We start from the raw sequence: 15,436 nt of genomic DNA on the forward strand, positions 1-15,436 counted from the left end.
GGGCGGTGCCGACCGGCCGGTGGTCACTCTCGGGCACTGGCCCGCCGGTGCGGCGCCGCGTGACCGTCACGTTCCGGGCCGAGGCCGTGCGCGCGCAGGAATCCGTCGACCGACGCCGACCAGGGAAACCTCTCGGCGCGGCGGCGGGCCGCCGCGCGGCGCGGCGGCTCCGGTCGCTCGGCCAGTGCACAGATCGCGTCGGCGAAGCCCGCGCCGCCGCCGGTGGCGGCCAGGCCCGCGTCGCCGACGACCTCCGGCAGGGCGCTCTCAGCGGCGACCACCACCGGAGTGCCGCTGGCCAACGCCTCCAGCGCGGCCAGCCCGAAGGTCTCGATCGGTCCGGGGGCGATCACCACGTCGGCGCTGGCCAGCAGCCGGGCGATCTCGTCGCGGTCGCCGATGTAGTCGGCGAAGTGCACGTCGAGCCCGGCGGCGCCGGCCTGGGCCCGTAGCCCCGCCTGCCGGGGGCCGGTGCCGACGAACACCCCGACCGCAGGCACGCCGCGTCGGCGCAACTCGGCGAGCGCGGCGAGCGCCCGTTCGGGGCATTTCTCGGCGGACAGCCGGGCACAGTGCAGCACCAGCAGTTCGCCGCCCGGGGCGTAGCGCTCGCGGACCGCCGGATCGCGCCGACCGGGGTGGAACTGGTCGAGATCGACGCCGAGCGGCACCCGGACCAGGTCGGCCGCGCCGATCCGGGCGAACTCGCGGGCCGCCCATTCGGTGGTGCAGACCACCCTGTCGTAGCGGGCGGCGGTGGCGGCGTTGAGTCGGTCAGCGATCGGGCCGGTGAGCCGGTCGGTGAGCCGCCCCGACCGTTCCCGACCGCCGAACGGCAGCCGGAGCAGGCCGTCGAGGGTCTCGTGGGAGACCATCAGCGCGGGTACGCCGTGCCGGCGGGCCCACTGCCCGGTCCAGCGCAGCGTGGTCCGGTCGGAGACCTCCAGCCGGTCCGGTGCCAGGTCGCGCAGCAGCCGCCGCATCCGGTGGCGCGCCACGATCACCCGGTAGCCGCCGGTGCCGGGAACCACCGGGCCCGCGACGGTGATCACCCGCCCCTGCGGGGTGTCCTCGGTCGTGTCGGTGGTACCGGGAACGACGAGTACCGGCTCGTGACCGGCGGCCAGATAGCCGGCGCCGAGTTCCCGCAGCGCGGTCCGCAGACCTCCGGAACTACCGGTGATGAAATTCGCCAGCCGTACGATCCTCATGAGGCGGTCACCATACGGTCAGGATGCGGTCGTCCGGCAGACCGCCGGTGCACGCGCCCGTGACGTGTCGGCGAACTGTCGTTGACTGGTTGGCCGGCGCGCCGCTGGTCAGGACCAGCCGTAGCCGCCCCGCAACGCGTGGCACACGCGGTCGAAGCGGGTCCGGTCCAGGATGGCGCCTTCGCGCCGGATGCTGTCTTCACGCATGGTCAGTACCCGGTCCAGCCGGATCCAACTCGGTCGCCCGTCGTCACCCCAGGTGCCGAGTTCCAGCCAGTGTCGCTGGCCGTCGCGGTCCGACTGGCTGGACAGCATCAGCCCGTAAAGGGTACGGCTGCGGCGGCCGACGACCAGCACCGGACGGTCCTTGCCCTGGCGCGGATCGTCCTCGTACGGCACCCAGGTCCAGACGATCTCGCCAGGATCGGCGTGCCCGTCGAGCTCCGGCGCGTACGACAGTTGCCGACGCTGCAGCGCCGCGACCTGGCGTGGTCGGGCGACCCGCGCGGGGGTCGGACGGCGCTGTGTCGGGACGCGCTGGCCAGTGAGCCGGCCTACGGTGGCGGTCACGCCCTGCCAGAGTCTTCCCACGGCGGTAGAGCCTAGCGGCGGCCGGGCAACGACCGGCGGCCGGGCAGTGACCGCCGGACAGTCGGCCGACGACCGGTCACCTCCCGTCACCTCCCGTCACCGAGTTGTGGCCCAAAGATCGATCGACTAGGGTCGGTGCCACGACAGCCGGGCGGGATGCCCGGCACAGCAGCGCCCGGCGCGCGGCACCGGCGTCACGCGACGCCCGGCACGTCGGCCGGGCCGGCGGCGACGGCGACACGCCGAGTCCGCTGGATCGCCCCTGGTCGTCCCGGCGATCCGCCCCGGCGGGGCCCGCTTTCCCGGCCACCGTCCCCAGCCCGTCCCGCCCGTACCGGCCACCTCCGCCCGTACCGGCGACCACCAGGTAGGAGACGACGGTGATCCGTACCCCCGGCCACCCCGACCGACGGCGATCGACACACGGCGTCACGACCCGTACGGCCCGGTGGCGGCGGGCCCGTGCGACGCTGGCCGCCACCGCCGCGCTCGTCCTGACCGCCTGCTCCGCGGGCGAGTCGCTGGAGACCGACGAGGGTGCCGACCCGCAGGCCGGCACCCTCGTCGTGGCCATCTCCAGCGAACCGGACAGTCTGGACGTCCACGTCTCCACCGCGTCGCCCACCTTTCTGGTGTTGGAAAACGTCTACGACACGCTTGTCGAACCGGCTCCCGACCTCAGCTTCCAACCCGCGTTGGCCACCGATTGGGAAGTCAGCGACGACCTGCTCACCTGGACGTTCCACCTACGGGACGGCGTGACCTGGCACAACGGACAACCGTTCGTCGCCGACGACGTGGTCGCCAGCTTCGACCGGATCACCGACGGGGAGACCGCCGCCAACGCCTGGCGCTTCGAATCCGTCGACGAGGTGCGGGCGGTCGACGACCGGACCGTCGAGTTCGTCCTCAACCGCCCGACGCCGAACCTGCTGGCCAACGTCGGCGGCTTCAAAGGCATGGCGATCGTCGCCCCCGAACTGCTCGACGGCGACGGGCTGACCACCGACGCGATCGGCACCGGGCCGTTCCGCTTCGTCAGCTACACCCCGGGCGACCGGATCATCCTGGAGGCCAACCCGGACTACTGGGGCGACGGACCGCACGTCGACCGGGTCGAGTTCCGGTTCATCTCCGAACCCACCACCGCGTTGACCAACCTGCGCACCGGAAGTGTGCACCTGACCAACAACGTCCCGCCGCAGGAGGCCGGCGCGCTCCGCGACGACCCCGACGTCGAACTCGGCCAGGTCGCCAGCAACGACTACTGGTACTTCACCTGCAACTTCGACCGGCCGCCCTTCGACGACATCGACGTTCGCCGGGCGCTGTCGTTCGCCATCGACCGCGAACAGGTCGCCCAGGCCGCGTTCTTCGACGCGGCGACGCCGGTGCAGTCGGCGATGCCGCCGGGCAACTTCTGGGCCACCGACTACGCGCCGTTCGACTACGACCCGGAGCAGGCCCGTGAGCTGCTCGCCGGCGCCGGCGTCGACGGGCTGACCGTCGACCTGATGCTGACCAACGAGTTCCCGCACACCCTCCAGGCCGCTGAGGTGATCGCCAGCCAGTGGCAGGACGTCGGGGTCGAGGTGGAGATCCGTACCCTGGACTTCGCCAGCTGGCTCGACGAGCAGGGCGCCGGCAGCTACGACTGCTACGTCCTCGGCTGGTTGAACAACCTCGACGGCGAGTACGCCTACTACGCCCAGCACCACTCGACCGGCTCGTTCAACTTCCACGGCTACGCCGACCCGCAGGTCGACCAACTGCTCGACCAGGCCCGGGCCAGCGTCGACGACGCCGACCGCAAGCCGCTGTACGACCAGGCCGCGCGGTTGATCATCGACGACGTCAGCTACGGCTACCTCTACAGTCCACAGGCGTCGTTGGCCTGGCTGCCGACCGTGGAAGGCGTCGAGATGCACCCGGACGGCAAGACCCGGCTGCGCACCGTACGGCTGACGGGCTGAGCGACCACGATGGGCCGCTTCCTGCTGCGGCGGGCGCTGCAGACGGCGATCGCGATGCTCGGGGTCAGCGTCGCCGTGTTCCTCATCGTCCACCTGGTGCCGGGTGACCCGATCCGGCTCGCCCTCGGCACCCGCTTCGACGAGGAGCTCTACCAGGCGATGCGGGCCCGCGCCGGGTTGGATCAGCCGCTGTGGACACAGTACGGCGACTGGCTGGCCCGGGCGGTCACCGGCGACCTCGGGGTCAGCTTCCGCAGCGGCGAACCGGTGACCCGGCTGCTGCTGGCCCGGCTCGGCCCGACCAGCCTGCTCGCCGTGGCCGCACTGCTGGTCGCCCTGGCCGTCGCGCTGCCGTTGGGCATCGTCTCCGCGGTCAGGTCCGGCTCCGTGATCGACCGGATCGCCACCGCGTTCAGCCAGTTGTGGGTCTCGGTCCCGGACTTCTGGAGCGGGATCATGTACATCCTGCTCTTCGCTCTGGTGCTGGGCTGGCTCCCGGCGTCCGGCTACGTCTCGCCGATCGACGATCCGGTCCGGGCGCTGCGACATCTGATCCTGCCGGCGTTGACCGTCGGACTGATCTCGGGGTCGGTGCTGACCCGGTTCGTCCGCTCGGCGGTGCTGGAGGCGATGCAGCAGGACTACGCCCGTACCGCCCGGGCCAAAGGGCTCAGTCGCTGGCGGACGGTACGCCGGCACGTGCTGCCCAACGCCTGGATCTCCATCGTCACCGCGGTCGGCCTGCAACTCGGGTTCCTGCTCGGCGGCGTCGTGGTGGTCGAGGTCATCTTCGAATGGCCGGGCCTGGGCCGGCTCGCCTACGACGCGGTCATCCGCCGCGACTACAGTCTGCTGCAGGGCGCGGTGCTGGTGATCGCGATGATGTTCCTGCTGGTCAACTTCCTGGTCGACCTGCTCTACAGCTACCTCGATCCCCGGGTACGGCATCGATGACCCGTCGCGTGTTCGCCGTACTGCTGCGCAACCGGCTCGCTGTCGCCGGGCTGGTGGTGCTCGCCGGGTTGGCAGTCGTCGCCGCTTTCGGCGCGATGCTGGCACCGTACGATCCCAACGCGGTCGACGTGCCCGGCCGCCTCGCGGCGCCGTCGCCGGACCACCTGTTCGGCACCGACAACCTCGGCCGTGACGTGTTCAGCCGGGTGCTGGTCGGTGCCCGGGTGTCGCTGCGGGTCGGTTTCGTCGCGGTCGGCATCTCGTTGACCGCCGGCCTGGTGATCGGGCTGGTCGCCGGCTTCTACTCCGGCCCGGCGGACTCGCTGTTGATGCGGACCATGGACGTGCTGTTCGCCTTTCCGGCGATCCTGCTCGCCATCGCGGTGCTGGCCATCCTCGGCCCCGGCATCACCAACGCCATGATCGCCATCGGCATCGTCTACACCCCGATCTTCGCCCGGATCGTGCGGGCCGCGACGACCGTCGTCGCCACCGAGACGTACGTCCGGGCGGCCCGCGCGATCGGCGCGTCCGACCTGCGGATCCTGCTGCGGCACGTGCTGCCGAACATCACCGCCCCGGTGATCGTGCAGACCTCGCTGAGCCTGGCGTTCGCGATCCTGGCCGAAGCCGCGCTCTCCTTCCTCGGTCTCGGCGTGCAACGACCCGATCCCGCCTGGGGACGGATGCTCGCCGAAGGGCGTGAGTTCGTCAGTCAGGCACCGTGGATGGGGATCTTCCCCGGCCTGGCGGTCTTCTGCACCGTGCTGGCGTTCAACGTGGTCGGGGACGCGCTGCGCGACGCGCTGGACCCGCGCCAGCGGTCGGTCATCGAGTCGAGAGGACGAACGGGTTGACGGACGCGGTGACGAACGGGATGACAGACACGCTGACGGACCGGACACCGGACGCGGTGCCCTCGGCGGCACCGGTGTTGTCGGTCCGCGACCTGAGCGTCTCGATCGGCACCCGACGCGGCGTCGCCCGAGTGGTCAACGGCGTCAGCTACGACGTACGGGCCGGGCAGACCCTGGCGATCGTCGGCGAATCCGGTTCCGGCAAGACCGTGGCCGCGTTGGCGGTGATGCGACTGCTGGACCCACCGGCGAAGGTCAGCGGCGAGGTGCTGCTCGACGGCGTCGATCTGCTGAAAGCCTCGGAACGCCAGCTGTGCCGGATCCGGGGCAACCGGATCGCGATGATCTTCCAAGACCCGATGACCTCGCTCAACCCGGTGAAGACCATCGGCTCCCAGCTGATCGAACCGCTCCAGCTGCACCAGCGCACGACCGGCTCGGCGGCCCGGGACCGGGCGGCCGAACTGCTCGATCTGGTCGGCATCCCGGCGGCCCGGCACCGGCTGGACGACTACCCGCACCACTTCTCCGGTGGGATGCGCCAACGGGTGATGATCGCGATGGCGTTGGCCTGCGAGCCTCGGGTGCTGCTCGCCGACGAGGCCACCACGGCGCTCGACGTCACCACCCAGGCGCAGATCATCGACCTGGTCGCCGGCCTGCAGCAACGGCTCGGGCTGGCGGTCGTCTGGATCACCCACGACCTGGGCGTGGTGGCCGGGATCGCCGACCGGGTGGCGGTCATGTACGCCGGCCGGATCCTGGAGGAAGGGCCGGTCGACGCGGTGTACGGCGCGCCCGGGCACCCGTACACTATCGGGTTGCTGGCCGCGGTGCCCCGCGTCGGCGCCGAACGACCCCGCCGGCTGCGGACCATCCCTGGTCTGCCGCCCGACCCGGTGGCGCTGCCGCCGGGCTGCCCGTTCTGGCCGCGCTGCGAATACCGCGAGGACGCGCGGGCCGCCACCGAGGTGCCGCCGGCCCGGCTGGTCGGCCCCGACCACCGGGTGGCCTGTTTCTACGACGTCGAGGACGGCCGGCATGACGCAGCCCACGACTGAATCGACGCTGCTACGGGTGACCGACCTGCGGGTGCACTTCCCGCCGCGCGGCGGTCGACCGCGCCGGACCGGGCGGCCGGCCCGTTTCCCGGTCAGGCAGCTGGCCCGTCTCCCAGACAGGCAGCTGGCCCGTCTCCCGGCCGGTCGGTCGACCCGGCCGGGGCGCGGCGCGATACGCGCCGTCGACGGGGTCAGTTTCGACGTCGCCCGAGGCGAGACCCTCGGCCTGGTCGGGGAATCCGGGTGCGGCAAAAGCACCACCGGGTTGGCGCTGCTGCGGTTGATCGAGCCGACCGCCGGTCAGGTCACACTGGACGGTGTCGACCTCACCGGGCTCAACCGGTGGCAGCTGCGGCGGACCCGCCGCCACGTCGCGATGATCTTCCAGGATCCGTACGCGTCGTTGGATCCCCGGATGTCGATCGGGTCGATCGTCGCCGAGCCGCTGCTGGTGCATCGCCTGCACCGGGGATCCCGCGCCCGCCGGCACCGCGTCGGTGAACTGCTCGAACTGGTCGGTCTCGATCCGGGCCACGCGCACCGGCATCCCCACGAGTTCTCCGGCGGCCAGCGACAACGGATCGGGATCGCCCGCGCGCTGGCCAGCGAACCGCAACTGATCATCGCCGACGAGCCGATCGCCGCCCTGGACGTGTCGATCCAGGCACAGATCATCAACCTGCTCGAAGACCTGCGCGACGAGCTGGGGGTGGCGCTGCTGTTCATCGCCCACGATCTGGCCGCCGTCGGGCATCTCAGCGACCGGGTCGCCGTGATGTACCTGGGACGGATCGTGGAGATCGCCGACCGGGCCACCCTGTTCGCGCGCCCTGCCCACCCGTACACCCGGGCGCTGTTGTCGGCGGTGCCGGTGCCGGATCCGGGTACCGAACGTGGTCGGGAGCGGATCATCCTCCATGGTGCGGTCCCCTCCCCCGCCGACCCACCGAGCGGCTGCCGATTCCGTACCCGCTGCCCGGCCGCGTTCGACAGGTGCGCCGTCGACGACCCGGCGCTGACCGTACGCGGCGACAGCCATTCGGCCGCCTGCCATCTGTCGGACTGATCACCCCGACCTCGGACGGAGCAGCCGTGCCGACCGCTGCTCGTCGTCCGGTCGTGACCGGCCGAAATCTACTGGGAGCCGGATCCGTGATCACCGGACTGTGGCTCAGCGGAGCCGGGTCCGACGGCGTCGAGCGTGGCGGCATCGATACGGCGCCTCAGGTGGGACCGGTCCGGCTCGGTACCGGCCAGGTCGAGCGCCTGCCGGTAGGCGGCCACCGCCTCGGCGTGACGACCGAGACGGTGGAGCAACTCGGCCCGGGTCGACGGGTACAGGTGATAGTCACGAAGTTGGGGATCGTCCGCGAGCGCGTCGAGTAGGGCCAGCCCCGACTCGGGTCCGTCGCGCATGGCGACGGCCACCGCCCGGTTGAGCGCCACCACCGGAGACGGCACGACGGTGAGCAGGACGTCGTAGAGCGCCACGATCTGTGGCCAGTCCGTGCTGGCCAGATCGCTGGCTTCGTCATGCAGGGCGGCGATCGCGGCCTGCAGACCGTACGACCCGGGCGCGCCGCCGCTCAACGCGGTCCGGGTCAGCTCCCGGCCTTCGTCAATCATGGGCCGGTCCCAGAGCCGGCGGTCCTGCTCGTCGAGCAGCACGATCTCGCCACCCGGGCCGGTCCGGGCGTGTCTGCGGGCGTGCACCAGCAGCATCAGCCCGAGCAGTCCGGCAATCTCCCGCTGCTCGGGTAACAGGCGGCGCAGGATCCTGGCCAGCCGGATCGCCTCCTCGGCCAGGTCCCATCGCTGCAGGTGCGGGCCGGCGCTGGCGGCGTAGCCCTCGGTGAAGATCGAGTAGACGCACTGCAGGACTCCGGGAAGCCGTGCGGGCAGTTCGTCCGTTCCGGGCACCCGGAACGGAATTCGGGCGTCGCGGATCTTCCGTTTGGCGCGCACGATGCGCTGGGCCATCGTGGCGGTCGGCACCAGAAACGCCCGGGCCACCTCCGGGGTGGTCAGGCCGGCCAGGCACCGCAGGGTCAACGCGATCCGGTCGGCTGCCGGCAACGCCGGATGGGCACAGGTGAAGAAGAGGGCGAGTCGGTCGTCGGGCAGCTCCCGGTCGGCGTCGGCGGCTGGTGCGGGCGCGGCCCGGTCGGCTTCGGCCTGCAGGATCGCGATTCGCGTGGCGAGGTTGCGGTCGCGGCGCAGCCGGTCCACCGCTCGTCGTCGGGCGGTGGTCTGCAGCCACGCGCCGGGTCGGGTCGGCACACCGGTGGCCGGCCAGTGCACCAGCGCGGCTTCGACGGCCTCGGCCGCCACCTCCTCCGCCAGGTGCAGATCACCGAACCGGCGAACCAGGCTGGCCAGCAGGCGGCCGTGTTCCTCCCGGAACACGGCCTCGACCGACGTGTACGCGGCCGTCACCTGCCGGACCATCAGCTCACAGCCCGAACTCGGCGATCGGCCGGACCTGGACCGATCCACCGTCACGGGCACCGGGCGAGCGGGCGGCCCACTCCAGCGCGGCGTCCAGATCCGGTACGTCGATCACGTCGTAGCCGCCGAGGACCTCGCGGGTCTCGGCGAACGGCCCGTCCGTGACGATCCGTTCACCGTCCGGGCCCAGCCGCAGCGACGTGCACGTCGTCAGGTCCCGCAACGCGTGTCCGCTGACCCACACACCGGCGTCCTTCATTTCCTTGTCGAAGCTCATCCAGTCCTCGACCGTGCAGCTGGGCTCGGACTGGCCGTCGCCCTCGGTCGGACTGACGAACAGCAGCATGTACTTCATCGTGGTCTCCTCACCCGCGTGGCTGGTTGCCGTACGAGATGACGACGATCGGCGGGCGGGTGAATCGACACCGACCGGCGACCGGATTCGCGCAGGTCGGCTAACCGTACGTCGGGCGCTGCGGCCAGCCGGCCGGGGAGTCCTCCCACTCCTCCTGCCGCCCGTACGGGGTCAGGTCGAGTACATTGCGCGCGAACTGCAGCCGGTCCACGCCCCGCGCGTAGGTGTGGTAGGTCCGGTAGACGTCGGTGCCGTCGCGGAGGAAGACGTTGAGCATGAATCCTCCGCCGGCCCCGCAGTCGTCCGAGAAGGTGGTCCCCCGGGACGACACGAACGGCATCGTCCAGCCCATCTGCGCCTTCTTCGCCTGGATCTGGGCAAGGGGCATGTTGGAGATCGTCACCCAGGTGACACTTTTCTTCGCCATCTTGTCGAGCGCGCCCGGTGGGATGTTGTTGGTGAATTCGGTGCAGCCTGGGCAGAACCGGTCCGGCCCGGTGTCCATGAACTGGTAGGCGACCAGTTGGTTCCGGCCGTCGAACAGGTCGACCAGGGTGGCGGGCCCGCCGGGTGTGTCGAAGACGTAGTCGGTGCGGAACGGCACCATCGGCAGCCGGCGCCGCTGCGCGGCGAGGGCGTCGAGCGCGCGCGTAGCCTCCTTCTCGGCCTTGAGCAGCTCTTCGCGAGCGTGTTCCCATTCCGCTGCGGAAACGATCCGTGGTTTCTCCATGGTTGACCATTGTGCGCCCATCGGCCCTCGTCTCGCGCGGCGAAGCGGCGTCGTGTCGGCTGGCGGCTGGCGGCTCAGTCGAGAGCCGCCGGTCCGGGCCGGTGCACGGGGCACGACCGCGCGTTCACCGCGTTTCGGCGAGGATGGCGTAGAGCTTGCGACGGGTTTCGTCGAGCACCTGCAGTGCCCGGTCGCGTTGGTCGGCGGTGCCGTTGAGCATGACGTGACGCAATGCGTGCATCGCCTGTGCCCCCGCGTCGCGGATACCCTGCCAACTGTCGATCGTTTCCGGCGCGAGTTCCGCCCAGGGTGGGGTCTCGGCCGCCTGCTCCGCCTCGGGGCGTCCCGCCTCGGTCAGGGCGTACTGCTTGCGGCTTCCGCCGGTGGTGTCGGCGATGCCGATCACCAGCCCTTCGTCCTCCAGCAGTTGCAGGGTCGGGTAGATCGATCCCGGGCTCGGCCGCCAGGCTCCGCCGGTGCGGGAGTCGAGTTCCTGGATCATCTCGTAGCCGTGCATCGGGCCTTCGACCAGCAGGGCGAGGACCGCGGCCCGGACGTTCGGGCGGCGCCGGCCTCTGCCGCCCCGGCCGCCCCGACCGCCGTGGGGACCGCCTGGACCGAACCCGGGTCCGAATCCCGGCCCGAAGGGTGGGAAGCCGAATCCGCCGCGCATCCATGCTCCCGGGCCTCCGGGGAAGCGGTGGTGAGACTTCATGAGGAACCTCCAAGGATGTCGTTGATACGCCAACGATATATCGTGAGACTGTCGCCGACAAGCGGCAGGTCTACTCCATCGAGGGCGGCACAGGCACCGAGCCACCAGACAAACCGGAACAAGGCACCGAGCCACCGAACAGGCCGGCAGACATGCGGACGGACCCGTCCAACGGCGTTGGACGGGTCCGCGCTCGGCGACGATGTCTACCGGTAGGTGAGGTCAGACGAGGAGTAGAGGCAGTTGGTCCCGTCCGCGCCGGTGCCGACCTGGGTCGGTTCATTGCCGCTGCTGTTACCGTTGTACTTGCGGCAGATCACCATCGACCGGCTCGAGTCGTTGACGATCGTGATACCGCTGAATCGTGCGGTGTCTCCGTAGTTCACGTTGATGCCGGCGACCGTGCTGCCCGGCCGGGTCAGCGTGACGTTGCGGATGACGACGGCACGGCGGTGCTGCGTCGAGCAGTTGCCGCAGGATCGGTAGAAGGTGCCGAAGTTGCTGGCCTGGAAGTTCTGGATGGTCAGCGTACCCGGACCGTTGTGCTGGAAGACCTTGTCACTAGCGGATCGGGCCCCACCGCCGTCCACCAGGAAGCTCGGGTTGCCGCTGCCGCGGAAGGTCGCGGCGTCCTCGCCGACGTCCTCCCACCACACGTTGCGCAAGGTACATGGGCCGGAGCAGTGCACGCCGTCGCCGGCCGGCGCGCCGATGATGACGTTCTGCAGGGTGGCCCCGGCGGCGAGCTGGAACACCGGATCCTGACTCTCCTCCTGGCCTCCGTCACCGATGCAGCAGTAGCGACGCATGCCACCGTCGAGCGTCCCGGACACCTGAATCGTTCCGTTGACGTTGACCTGTCCGGTCGGGGTCGGCCACGAGTTGCTCGGCGGTGGGGTGGGATTACCGCCGCCGACGGTGTTCAGCTGCCACTGCTGGTTCCAGCCGTTGAGGTCGGTGTAGCCGGCGAGGGTGCCGCCGTCAGCGGTTGACCATTCCCATACGTCGATGGCCTTGTTGCTATGACGGTTGATGAAGCGGACGTAGCCGCTGTCGGAGTCGGCGAGGCGGAAGTGTTGACGGGTGGCACCGTTGTCGGGGTTCTGGATGAGTGCGGTGCCATCGTTGGCGTCGGGGAGTTCGAGGTACTTGCCGCTGTGCACAGAGCGGATCTTGTAGTAACCGCTGCCAACGTCGACGAAGCGCCACTGCTGGACGGCGAGGTCGTTGCGGGTCCACTGGACGATGGGCGCGCCGTCGTTGGTGGCCCAGCCGTAGAGATCCATGGCTTTGTTGCTGTGCCGGTTGACGAAGACGTAGGTGGCGTTGGTGTCGACGGTGGCGGCGGATGCGGTGGTGACACCGACCGCGCCGATGGCGGCGGTGGCGATCACGGCGGTGGCGCCGGCCAGGATCGCCATGCGCTGTCGACGTCGGCGGCCGCCGACGTCGACAGCCACGGATTGACTCATGGTGCGTTACCTCCCGGGACGGATGACGTGACCCTAGGGTCAGGCGCGTGAAAGCGCTTTCCAGGCATCGTATTGATGGTTCTCGATCTGGTCAACGTCTGGCCCGATCGCGGTCCGGGGTCGGGTCGGCCGGGCGACCGGACGACCGAGGGCACGCCGATCAGCCGCCGACGGCGGCCTGCGGGCCCGAGTAGCTGCTGTTCACGGTGATGTTGCCCCGCTGGACAAGCTCGCCCTCCTCGACGCAGTACGGGTCACGCACGTTGTCGTGGTAACTGTTCTCGTCGTCGACGCCGCCGTCTCCGGCGGTGCGGTCGACGGCTTGGGTGCGGACATGCGCCCGCCGTGACCGGTGACGCGTCGGCGGGCGGGTGCTCAGCTCAGCAGGCTCTCGCCGATCCAGCCGTCGGCCGGGCAGCCGGGCGGGATCGCGAACACCGCCGACCCGATCGGGGTGACCCACTCGTTCAGCAGATCGTGGTCGGCCAGGCGCTGCTGGATCGGCAGGAACTGAGCGGCGACATCGGCCTGGTAGGCGGCGAAGATCAGGCCGCTGTCGGGCGTACCGTCCGGACCGGGCACTCCGTCGTAGTTGTACGGACGCCGCAGGATCTTGTAGCGGTCGTCGGAGATGTGCGCGCGGGTGACGTGCGAGAAGTCCGGCATGATCGGCAGACCGACCTCGTTGACCGCCGAAAAGTCCGGGATGTCAGACTCTTTCTCGCCGGTCAGCGGCGCGCCGGTGTCCAGCCGACGGCCGATCACCTGCTCCTTGTCGACCCGTCCCAACTTGTCCCAGGTCTCCATCTCGGTGCGGATCCGACGTACCACCAGAGTGCTGCCGTCGCGGTGCCATTCCGGCCCGTCGGCCACCCAGACCGCGGTATCGAAAGCGGCGGTGTCCGGCTTCGGATTTCCGGTGCCGTCGATCTGACCCATGATGTTGCGCTGGGTGTGCGCCTCGTGCTCGACTCCCCGGCCACGCCGGAAACCCTGCTGGACCCAGCGGACGGAGGCGAACGGCCGAGCGTCCTTGATCAGCATTCGCTGCGTGTGGGCGACGGTGATCGGGTCGTCGGCACAGATCTGCAACAGCAGGTCGCCACCGGACCACCGTGGCTCCAGCCGGTCGATCGCGAACGCGGGCAGGTCGGCGACGGACGGCGGTCGGCGATCGGCCAACCCGGCGACGGCGTACAACCGAGGACCGAACCCGAAGGTCACGGTGAGCCGGGCCGGCAGCACCGCCAGCTCGGGTTCGGTGTCGGCCAAGGCCGGTATCCCCTGGGTCAGCCGCGCGGCGTCGTCGCTGAGCAACCGCAGCAACCGGGCCAGGGCCGCCCGGTCCGTCGTGGCACCCAGGGTGAAAGCGACGAAGGCCGCGTACGCCTGCGGTCCGGTGGCCACTCCGGCCTGACGCGGCCCGTGGAACGGAACCGTCGCGGTGCCGTAGTCGACCGCCGACGCGGTCACGGCGTCGGGCGTCTCGACCGTCGGCGTCCGCTCGTCCGAGCGGGTGACCGCCGCGACGGCGGCACCGCTGGCGAGGGCACCACCGAGCGCAGCCGCGCCCCCGGTGAGCAGCAGACGGCGGTTCACCGGGGGCGGTGACGGTTGCTCGGTCATCAACTCAGCCGTTGTCCATGTCCATGTCGGGGTCGTAGCTCTCCTCGGCGCCCGCGAACGGCTTGGCGACCGCAGTGAACTGTGACGTCGTGCCATCGGCGAACGTCAGGGTGAAGGCTACCTCGTCGCCGGGCAGCACCGGTCGGGCGATGTCCATCAGCATGATGTGGTCGCCGCCGGGCTCCAAAGTGTGGCTGCCGTTGGCGGGTACGACGATCCCGCCGTCCTTTTCGCGCATCACCATGGCGCCGTCCTGCATCGCCATCTCGTGCAGCTCGACGACCGGCGAGACATCGGTGGCGACGCTGGCGATGGTGATGTCGGCGGACGTCTCGTTGACCAGCACGCCGAAAGCGGCGGTCATCCCGTCGTCGGTGGCCTTGACCCACGGGTCCTCAACGACCAACGCGGCAGCCGCGAGCGGACTGGTCGACGCCTCCGGACTCGGCTGACCGGTGGCGGACGTGCCACCGTCGCCGCAGGCGGCGACGAGGACAACGATGGTGCTGGCCACACCGGACAGCACCGCGCGCCGCGTCGCCTTCCGGTGCGACGAACCCGACTGGACGGCTATCGACATCTGCTTCTCCTCACGAGTCGTACGAGGTAAGTAGTCGCCGATTCACCCGACCGGGTTCCCGGGATGCACTAGGTCACACGTCGACGGCGAAGCAGGACCACCGCCACCCCACCGCCGGCCACCAGCACGAGCAGACCGAGGACGTACGGCCACCACTGGCCGCCCCCGCCGTCGCTGTCGTCGGCGGTCGAATCAGCGGCGTCCGTCGCGGGTCGCCCACCGGGCTCGCCGCTCGGATCCCCCGGTGGTTCCGCAGACGCGGCGGTCGACGGCTCGGTCAGCGGGGCGTTCACCGCGAACCGGAACGCGCCCTGGACCGGATGCCCGTCGGCCGACACCACCCGGTACGCGACCGTGTAGACCCCGTCCGGCAACGGGTCGACCGGGCGGACGATGCCGCGCTGCTGATCGACGACCGGCCCGTCGACCGGCATCGACACGCCGCCGTCGTCACTGACGACGATCGTGGTGTATTCCGCGTTGAGGCGCTCGGTGAACACCAGTTCGATCTGCTCGGGTGACCGCGCCAGTCGGGTGTTCTGCCCCGGCTCACTGCCGACCAGGGCGTTGTGGGCCAGGGCCGGCGTGGCCGGCAGGACGACCGCGCCCAGGGCGAGCAGGGCCGCCAGCGCCCCGCCGGTGGCGCGGGTGAGGAGATCGGATCTGGGCACGGGACGAAACCTCCGGTCTGGACGACGTGCCGGCGACGGCCGGACCGCCATTCGACCATCCCGATGATGGGGCGGATCGGCCGGTGGATCGGTACCGGTGGCACGATCGCTGGAACCTGACGGTACGCCGTACCGACTGATGTTGCGGCGACGAGGGAGGCGGCGGGTGCGGAAACGATGGTGGGCGTCGGC

15 protein-coding genes are annotated in these 15,436 nt (G+C 70.6%); 5 read left to right on the top strand and 10 right to left on the bottom strand.

The window, feature by feature from the left end:
* Window positions 1-23 precede the first annotated feature (23 nt).
* Complete coding sequence (locus O7632_RS21965) at window positions 24-1,211, bottom strand: glycosyltransferase (protein WP_278116824.1); 1,188 nt, start codon at window positions 1,209-1,211, stop codon at window positions 24-26.
* Window positions 1,212-1,319: 108 nt separating this feature from the next.
* A complete protein-coding gene (locus O7632_RS21970) occupies window positions 1,320-1,781 on the bottom strand; it encodes a type II toxin-antitoxin system PemK/MazF family toxin (RefSeq protein ID WP_278116825.1) in 462 nt (153 codons plus the stop codon).
* 401 nt (window positions 1,782-2,182) lie between these two features.
* Here O7632_RS21970 and O7632_RS21975 point away from each other — a divergent pair, with 401 nt between their 5' ends.
* The 5 genes from O7632_RS21975 to O7632_RS21995 are packed head-to-tail and all read left to right on the top strand — an operon-like array spanning window position 2,183 to window position 7,713.
* A complete protein-coding gene (locus O7632_RS21975; protein WP_278116826.1) occupies window positions 2,183-3,775 on the top strand; it encodes an ABC transporter substrate-binding protein in 1,593 nt (530 codons plus the stop codon).
* Window positions 3,776-3,784: 9 nt separating this feature from the next.
* Complete coding sequence (locus tag O7632_RS21980) at window positions 3,785-4,729, top strand: ABC transporter permease (protein WP_278116827.1); 945 nt, start codon at window positions 3,785-3,787, stop codon at window positions 4,727-4,729.
* Window positions 4,726-5,586 carry an ABC transporter permease gene (locus tag O7632_RS21985; RefSeq protein WP_278116828.1) on the top strand — a complete coding sequence of 287 codons (861 nt, stop codon included), beginning with the start codon at window positions 4,726-4,728 and terminating at the stop codon, window positions 5,584-5,586. Before O7632_RS21980 ends, O7632_RS21985 begins: the two co-directional genes overlap by 4 nt.
* Window positions 5,587-5,606: 20 nt before the next feature.
* Window positions 5,607-6,647, top strand: a complete 1,041-nt coding sequence (locus O7632_RS21990; protein WP_278116829.1) for an ABC transporter ATP-binding protein — start codon at window positions 5,607-5,609, stop codon at window positions 6,645-6,647.
* Window positions 6,628-7,713, top strand: coding sequence for an oligopeptide/dipeptide ABC transporter ATP-binding protein (locus O7632_RS21995; protein WP_278116830.1), 1,086 nt, complete (start codon window positions 6,628-6,630; stop codon window positions 7,711-7,713). The genes O7632_RS21990 and O7632_RS21995 overlap by 20 nt, the downstream gene beginning before the upstream one ends.
* 68 nt (window positions 7,714-7,781) lie before the next feature.
* On the opposite strand, the gene O7632_RS22000 is transcribed toward O7632_RS21995, so the two are convergent.
* The 8 genes from O7632_RS22000 to O7632_RS22035 form a co-directional block, all read right to left on the bottom strand.
* On the bottom strand, window positions 7,782-9,083 hold the full coding sequence (locus O7632_RS22000; RefSeq protein WP_278116831.1) for a DUF6596 domain-containing protein: 1,302 nt from the start codon (window positions 9,081-9,083) through the stop codon (window positions 7,782-7,784).
* 16 nt (window positions 9,084-9,099) lie between these two features.
* Window positions 9,100-9,450: a YciI family protein gene (locus O7632_RS22005; RefSeq protein WP_278116832.1), complete on the bottom strand. Its 351-nt coding sequence runs from the start codon at window positions 9,448-9,450 to the stop codon at window positions 9,100-9,102.
* A 100-nt stretch (window positions 9,451-9,550) separates the two neighbouring features.
* Complete coding sequence (locus O7632_RS22010; RefSeq protein WP_278116833.1) at window positions 9,551-10,180, bottom strand: DUF899 family protein; 630 nt, start codon at window positions 10,178-10,180, stop codon at window positions 9,551-9,553.
* Window positions 10,181-10,304: 124 nt separating this feature from the next.
* Window positions 10,305-10,853 carry a PadR family transcriptional regulator gene (locus O7632_RS22015; protein ID WP_278116834.1) on the bottom strand — a complete coding sequence of 183 codons (549 nt, stop codon included), beginning with the start codon at window positions 10,851-10,853 and terminating at the stop codon, window positions 10,305-10,307.
* 248 nt (window positions 10,854-11,101) lie between these two features.
* Entirely contained in the window at window positions 11,102-12,367 is a 1,266-nt protein-coding gene (locus tag O7632_RS22020) for a pectate lyase (protein ID WP_278116835.1), read from the bottom strand.
* A gap of 375 nt (window positions 12,368-12,742) precedes the next feature.
* A complete protein-coding gene (locus O7632_RS22025) occupies window positions 12,743-13,993 on the bottom strand; it encodes a Dyp-type peroxidase (protein WP_278116836.1) in 1,251 nt (416 codons plus the stop codon).
* A gap of 4 nt (window positions 13,994-13,997) precedes the next feature.
* Entirely contained in the window at window positions 13,998-14,573 is a 576-nt protein-coding gene (locus tag O7632_RS22030) for a copper chaperone PCu(A)C (protein ID WP_278116837.1), read from the bottom strand.
* A gap of 68 nt (window positions 14,574-14,641) precedes the next feature.
* Window positions 14,642-15,244, bottom strand: coding sequence for a copper resistance CopC family protein (locus O7632_RS22035; RefSeq protein ID WP_278116838.1), 603 nt, complete (start codon window positions 15,242-15,244; stop codon window positions 14,642-14,644).
* Window positions 15,245-15,436: the final 192 nt, after the last annotated feature.

Origin of the sequence: Solwaraspora sp. WMMD406, assembly GCF_029626025.1 — a bacterium.
GTDB lineage: Bacteria > Actinomycetota > Actinomycetes > Mycobacteriales > Micromonosporaceae > Micromonospora_E.

Bases quoted from the DNA above. Each gene is read 5' to 3' on its own strand.
- O7632_RS21965 (WP_278116824.1), bottom strand. From the start codon at position 1,211: ATGAGGATCGTACGGCTGGCGAATTTCATCACCGGTAGTTCCGGAGGT.
- O7632_RS21980 (WP_278116827.1), top strand. From the start codon at position 3,785: ATGGGCCGCTTCCTGCTGCGGCGGGCGCTGCAGACGGCGATCGCGATG.
- O7632_RS21985 (WP_278116828.1), top strand. From the start codon at position 4,726: ATGACCCGTCGCGTGTTCGCCGTACTGCTGCGCAACCGGCTCGCTGTC.
- O7632_RS21990 (WP_278116829.1), top strand. From the start codon at position 5,607: ATGACAGACACGCTGACGGACCGGACACCGGACGCGGTGCCCTCGGCG.
- O7632_RS21995 (WP_278116830.1), top strand. From the start codon at position 6,628: ATGACGCAGCCCACGACTGAATCGACGCTGCTACGGGTGACCGACCTG.
- O7632_RS22005 (WP_278116832.1), bottom strand. From the start codon at position 9,450: ATGAAGTACATGCTGCTGTTCGTCAGTCCGACCGAGGGCGACGGCCAG.
- O7632_RS22010 (WP_278116833.1), bottom strand. From the start codon at position 10,180: ATGGAGAAACCACGGATCGTTTCCGCAGCGGAATGGGAACACGCTCGC.
- O7632_RS22015 (WP_278116834.1), bottom strand. From the start codon at position 10,853: ATGCGCGGCGGATTCGGCTTCCCACCCTTCGGGCCGGGATTCGGACCC.
- O7632_RS22020 (WP_278116835.1), bottom strand. From the start codon at position 12,367: ATGAGTCAATCCGTGGCTGTCGACGTCGGCGGCCGCCGACGTCGACAG.
- O7632_RS22025 (WP_278116836.1), bottom strand. From the start codon at position 13,993: ATGACCGAGCAACCGTCACCGCCCCCGGTGAACCGCCGTCTGCTGCTC.
- O7632_RS22030 (WP_278116837.1), bottom strand. From the start codon at position 14,573: ATGTCGATAGCCGTCCAGTCGGGTTCGTCGCACCGGAAGGCGACGCGG.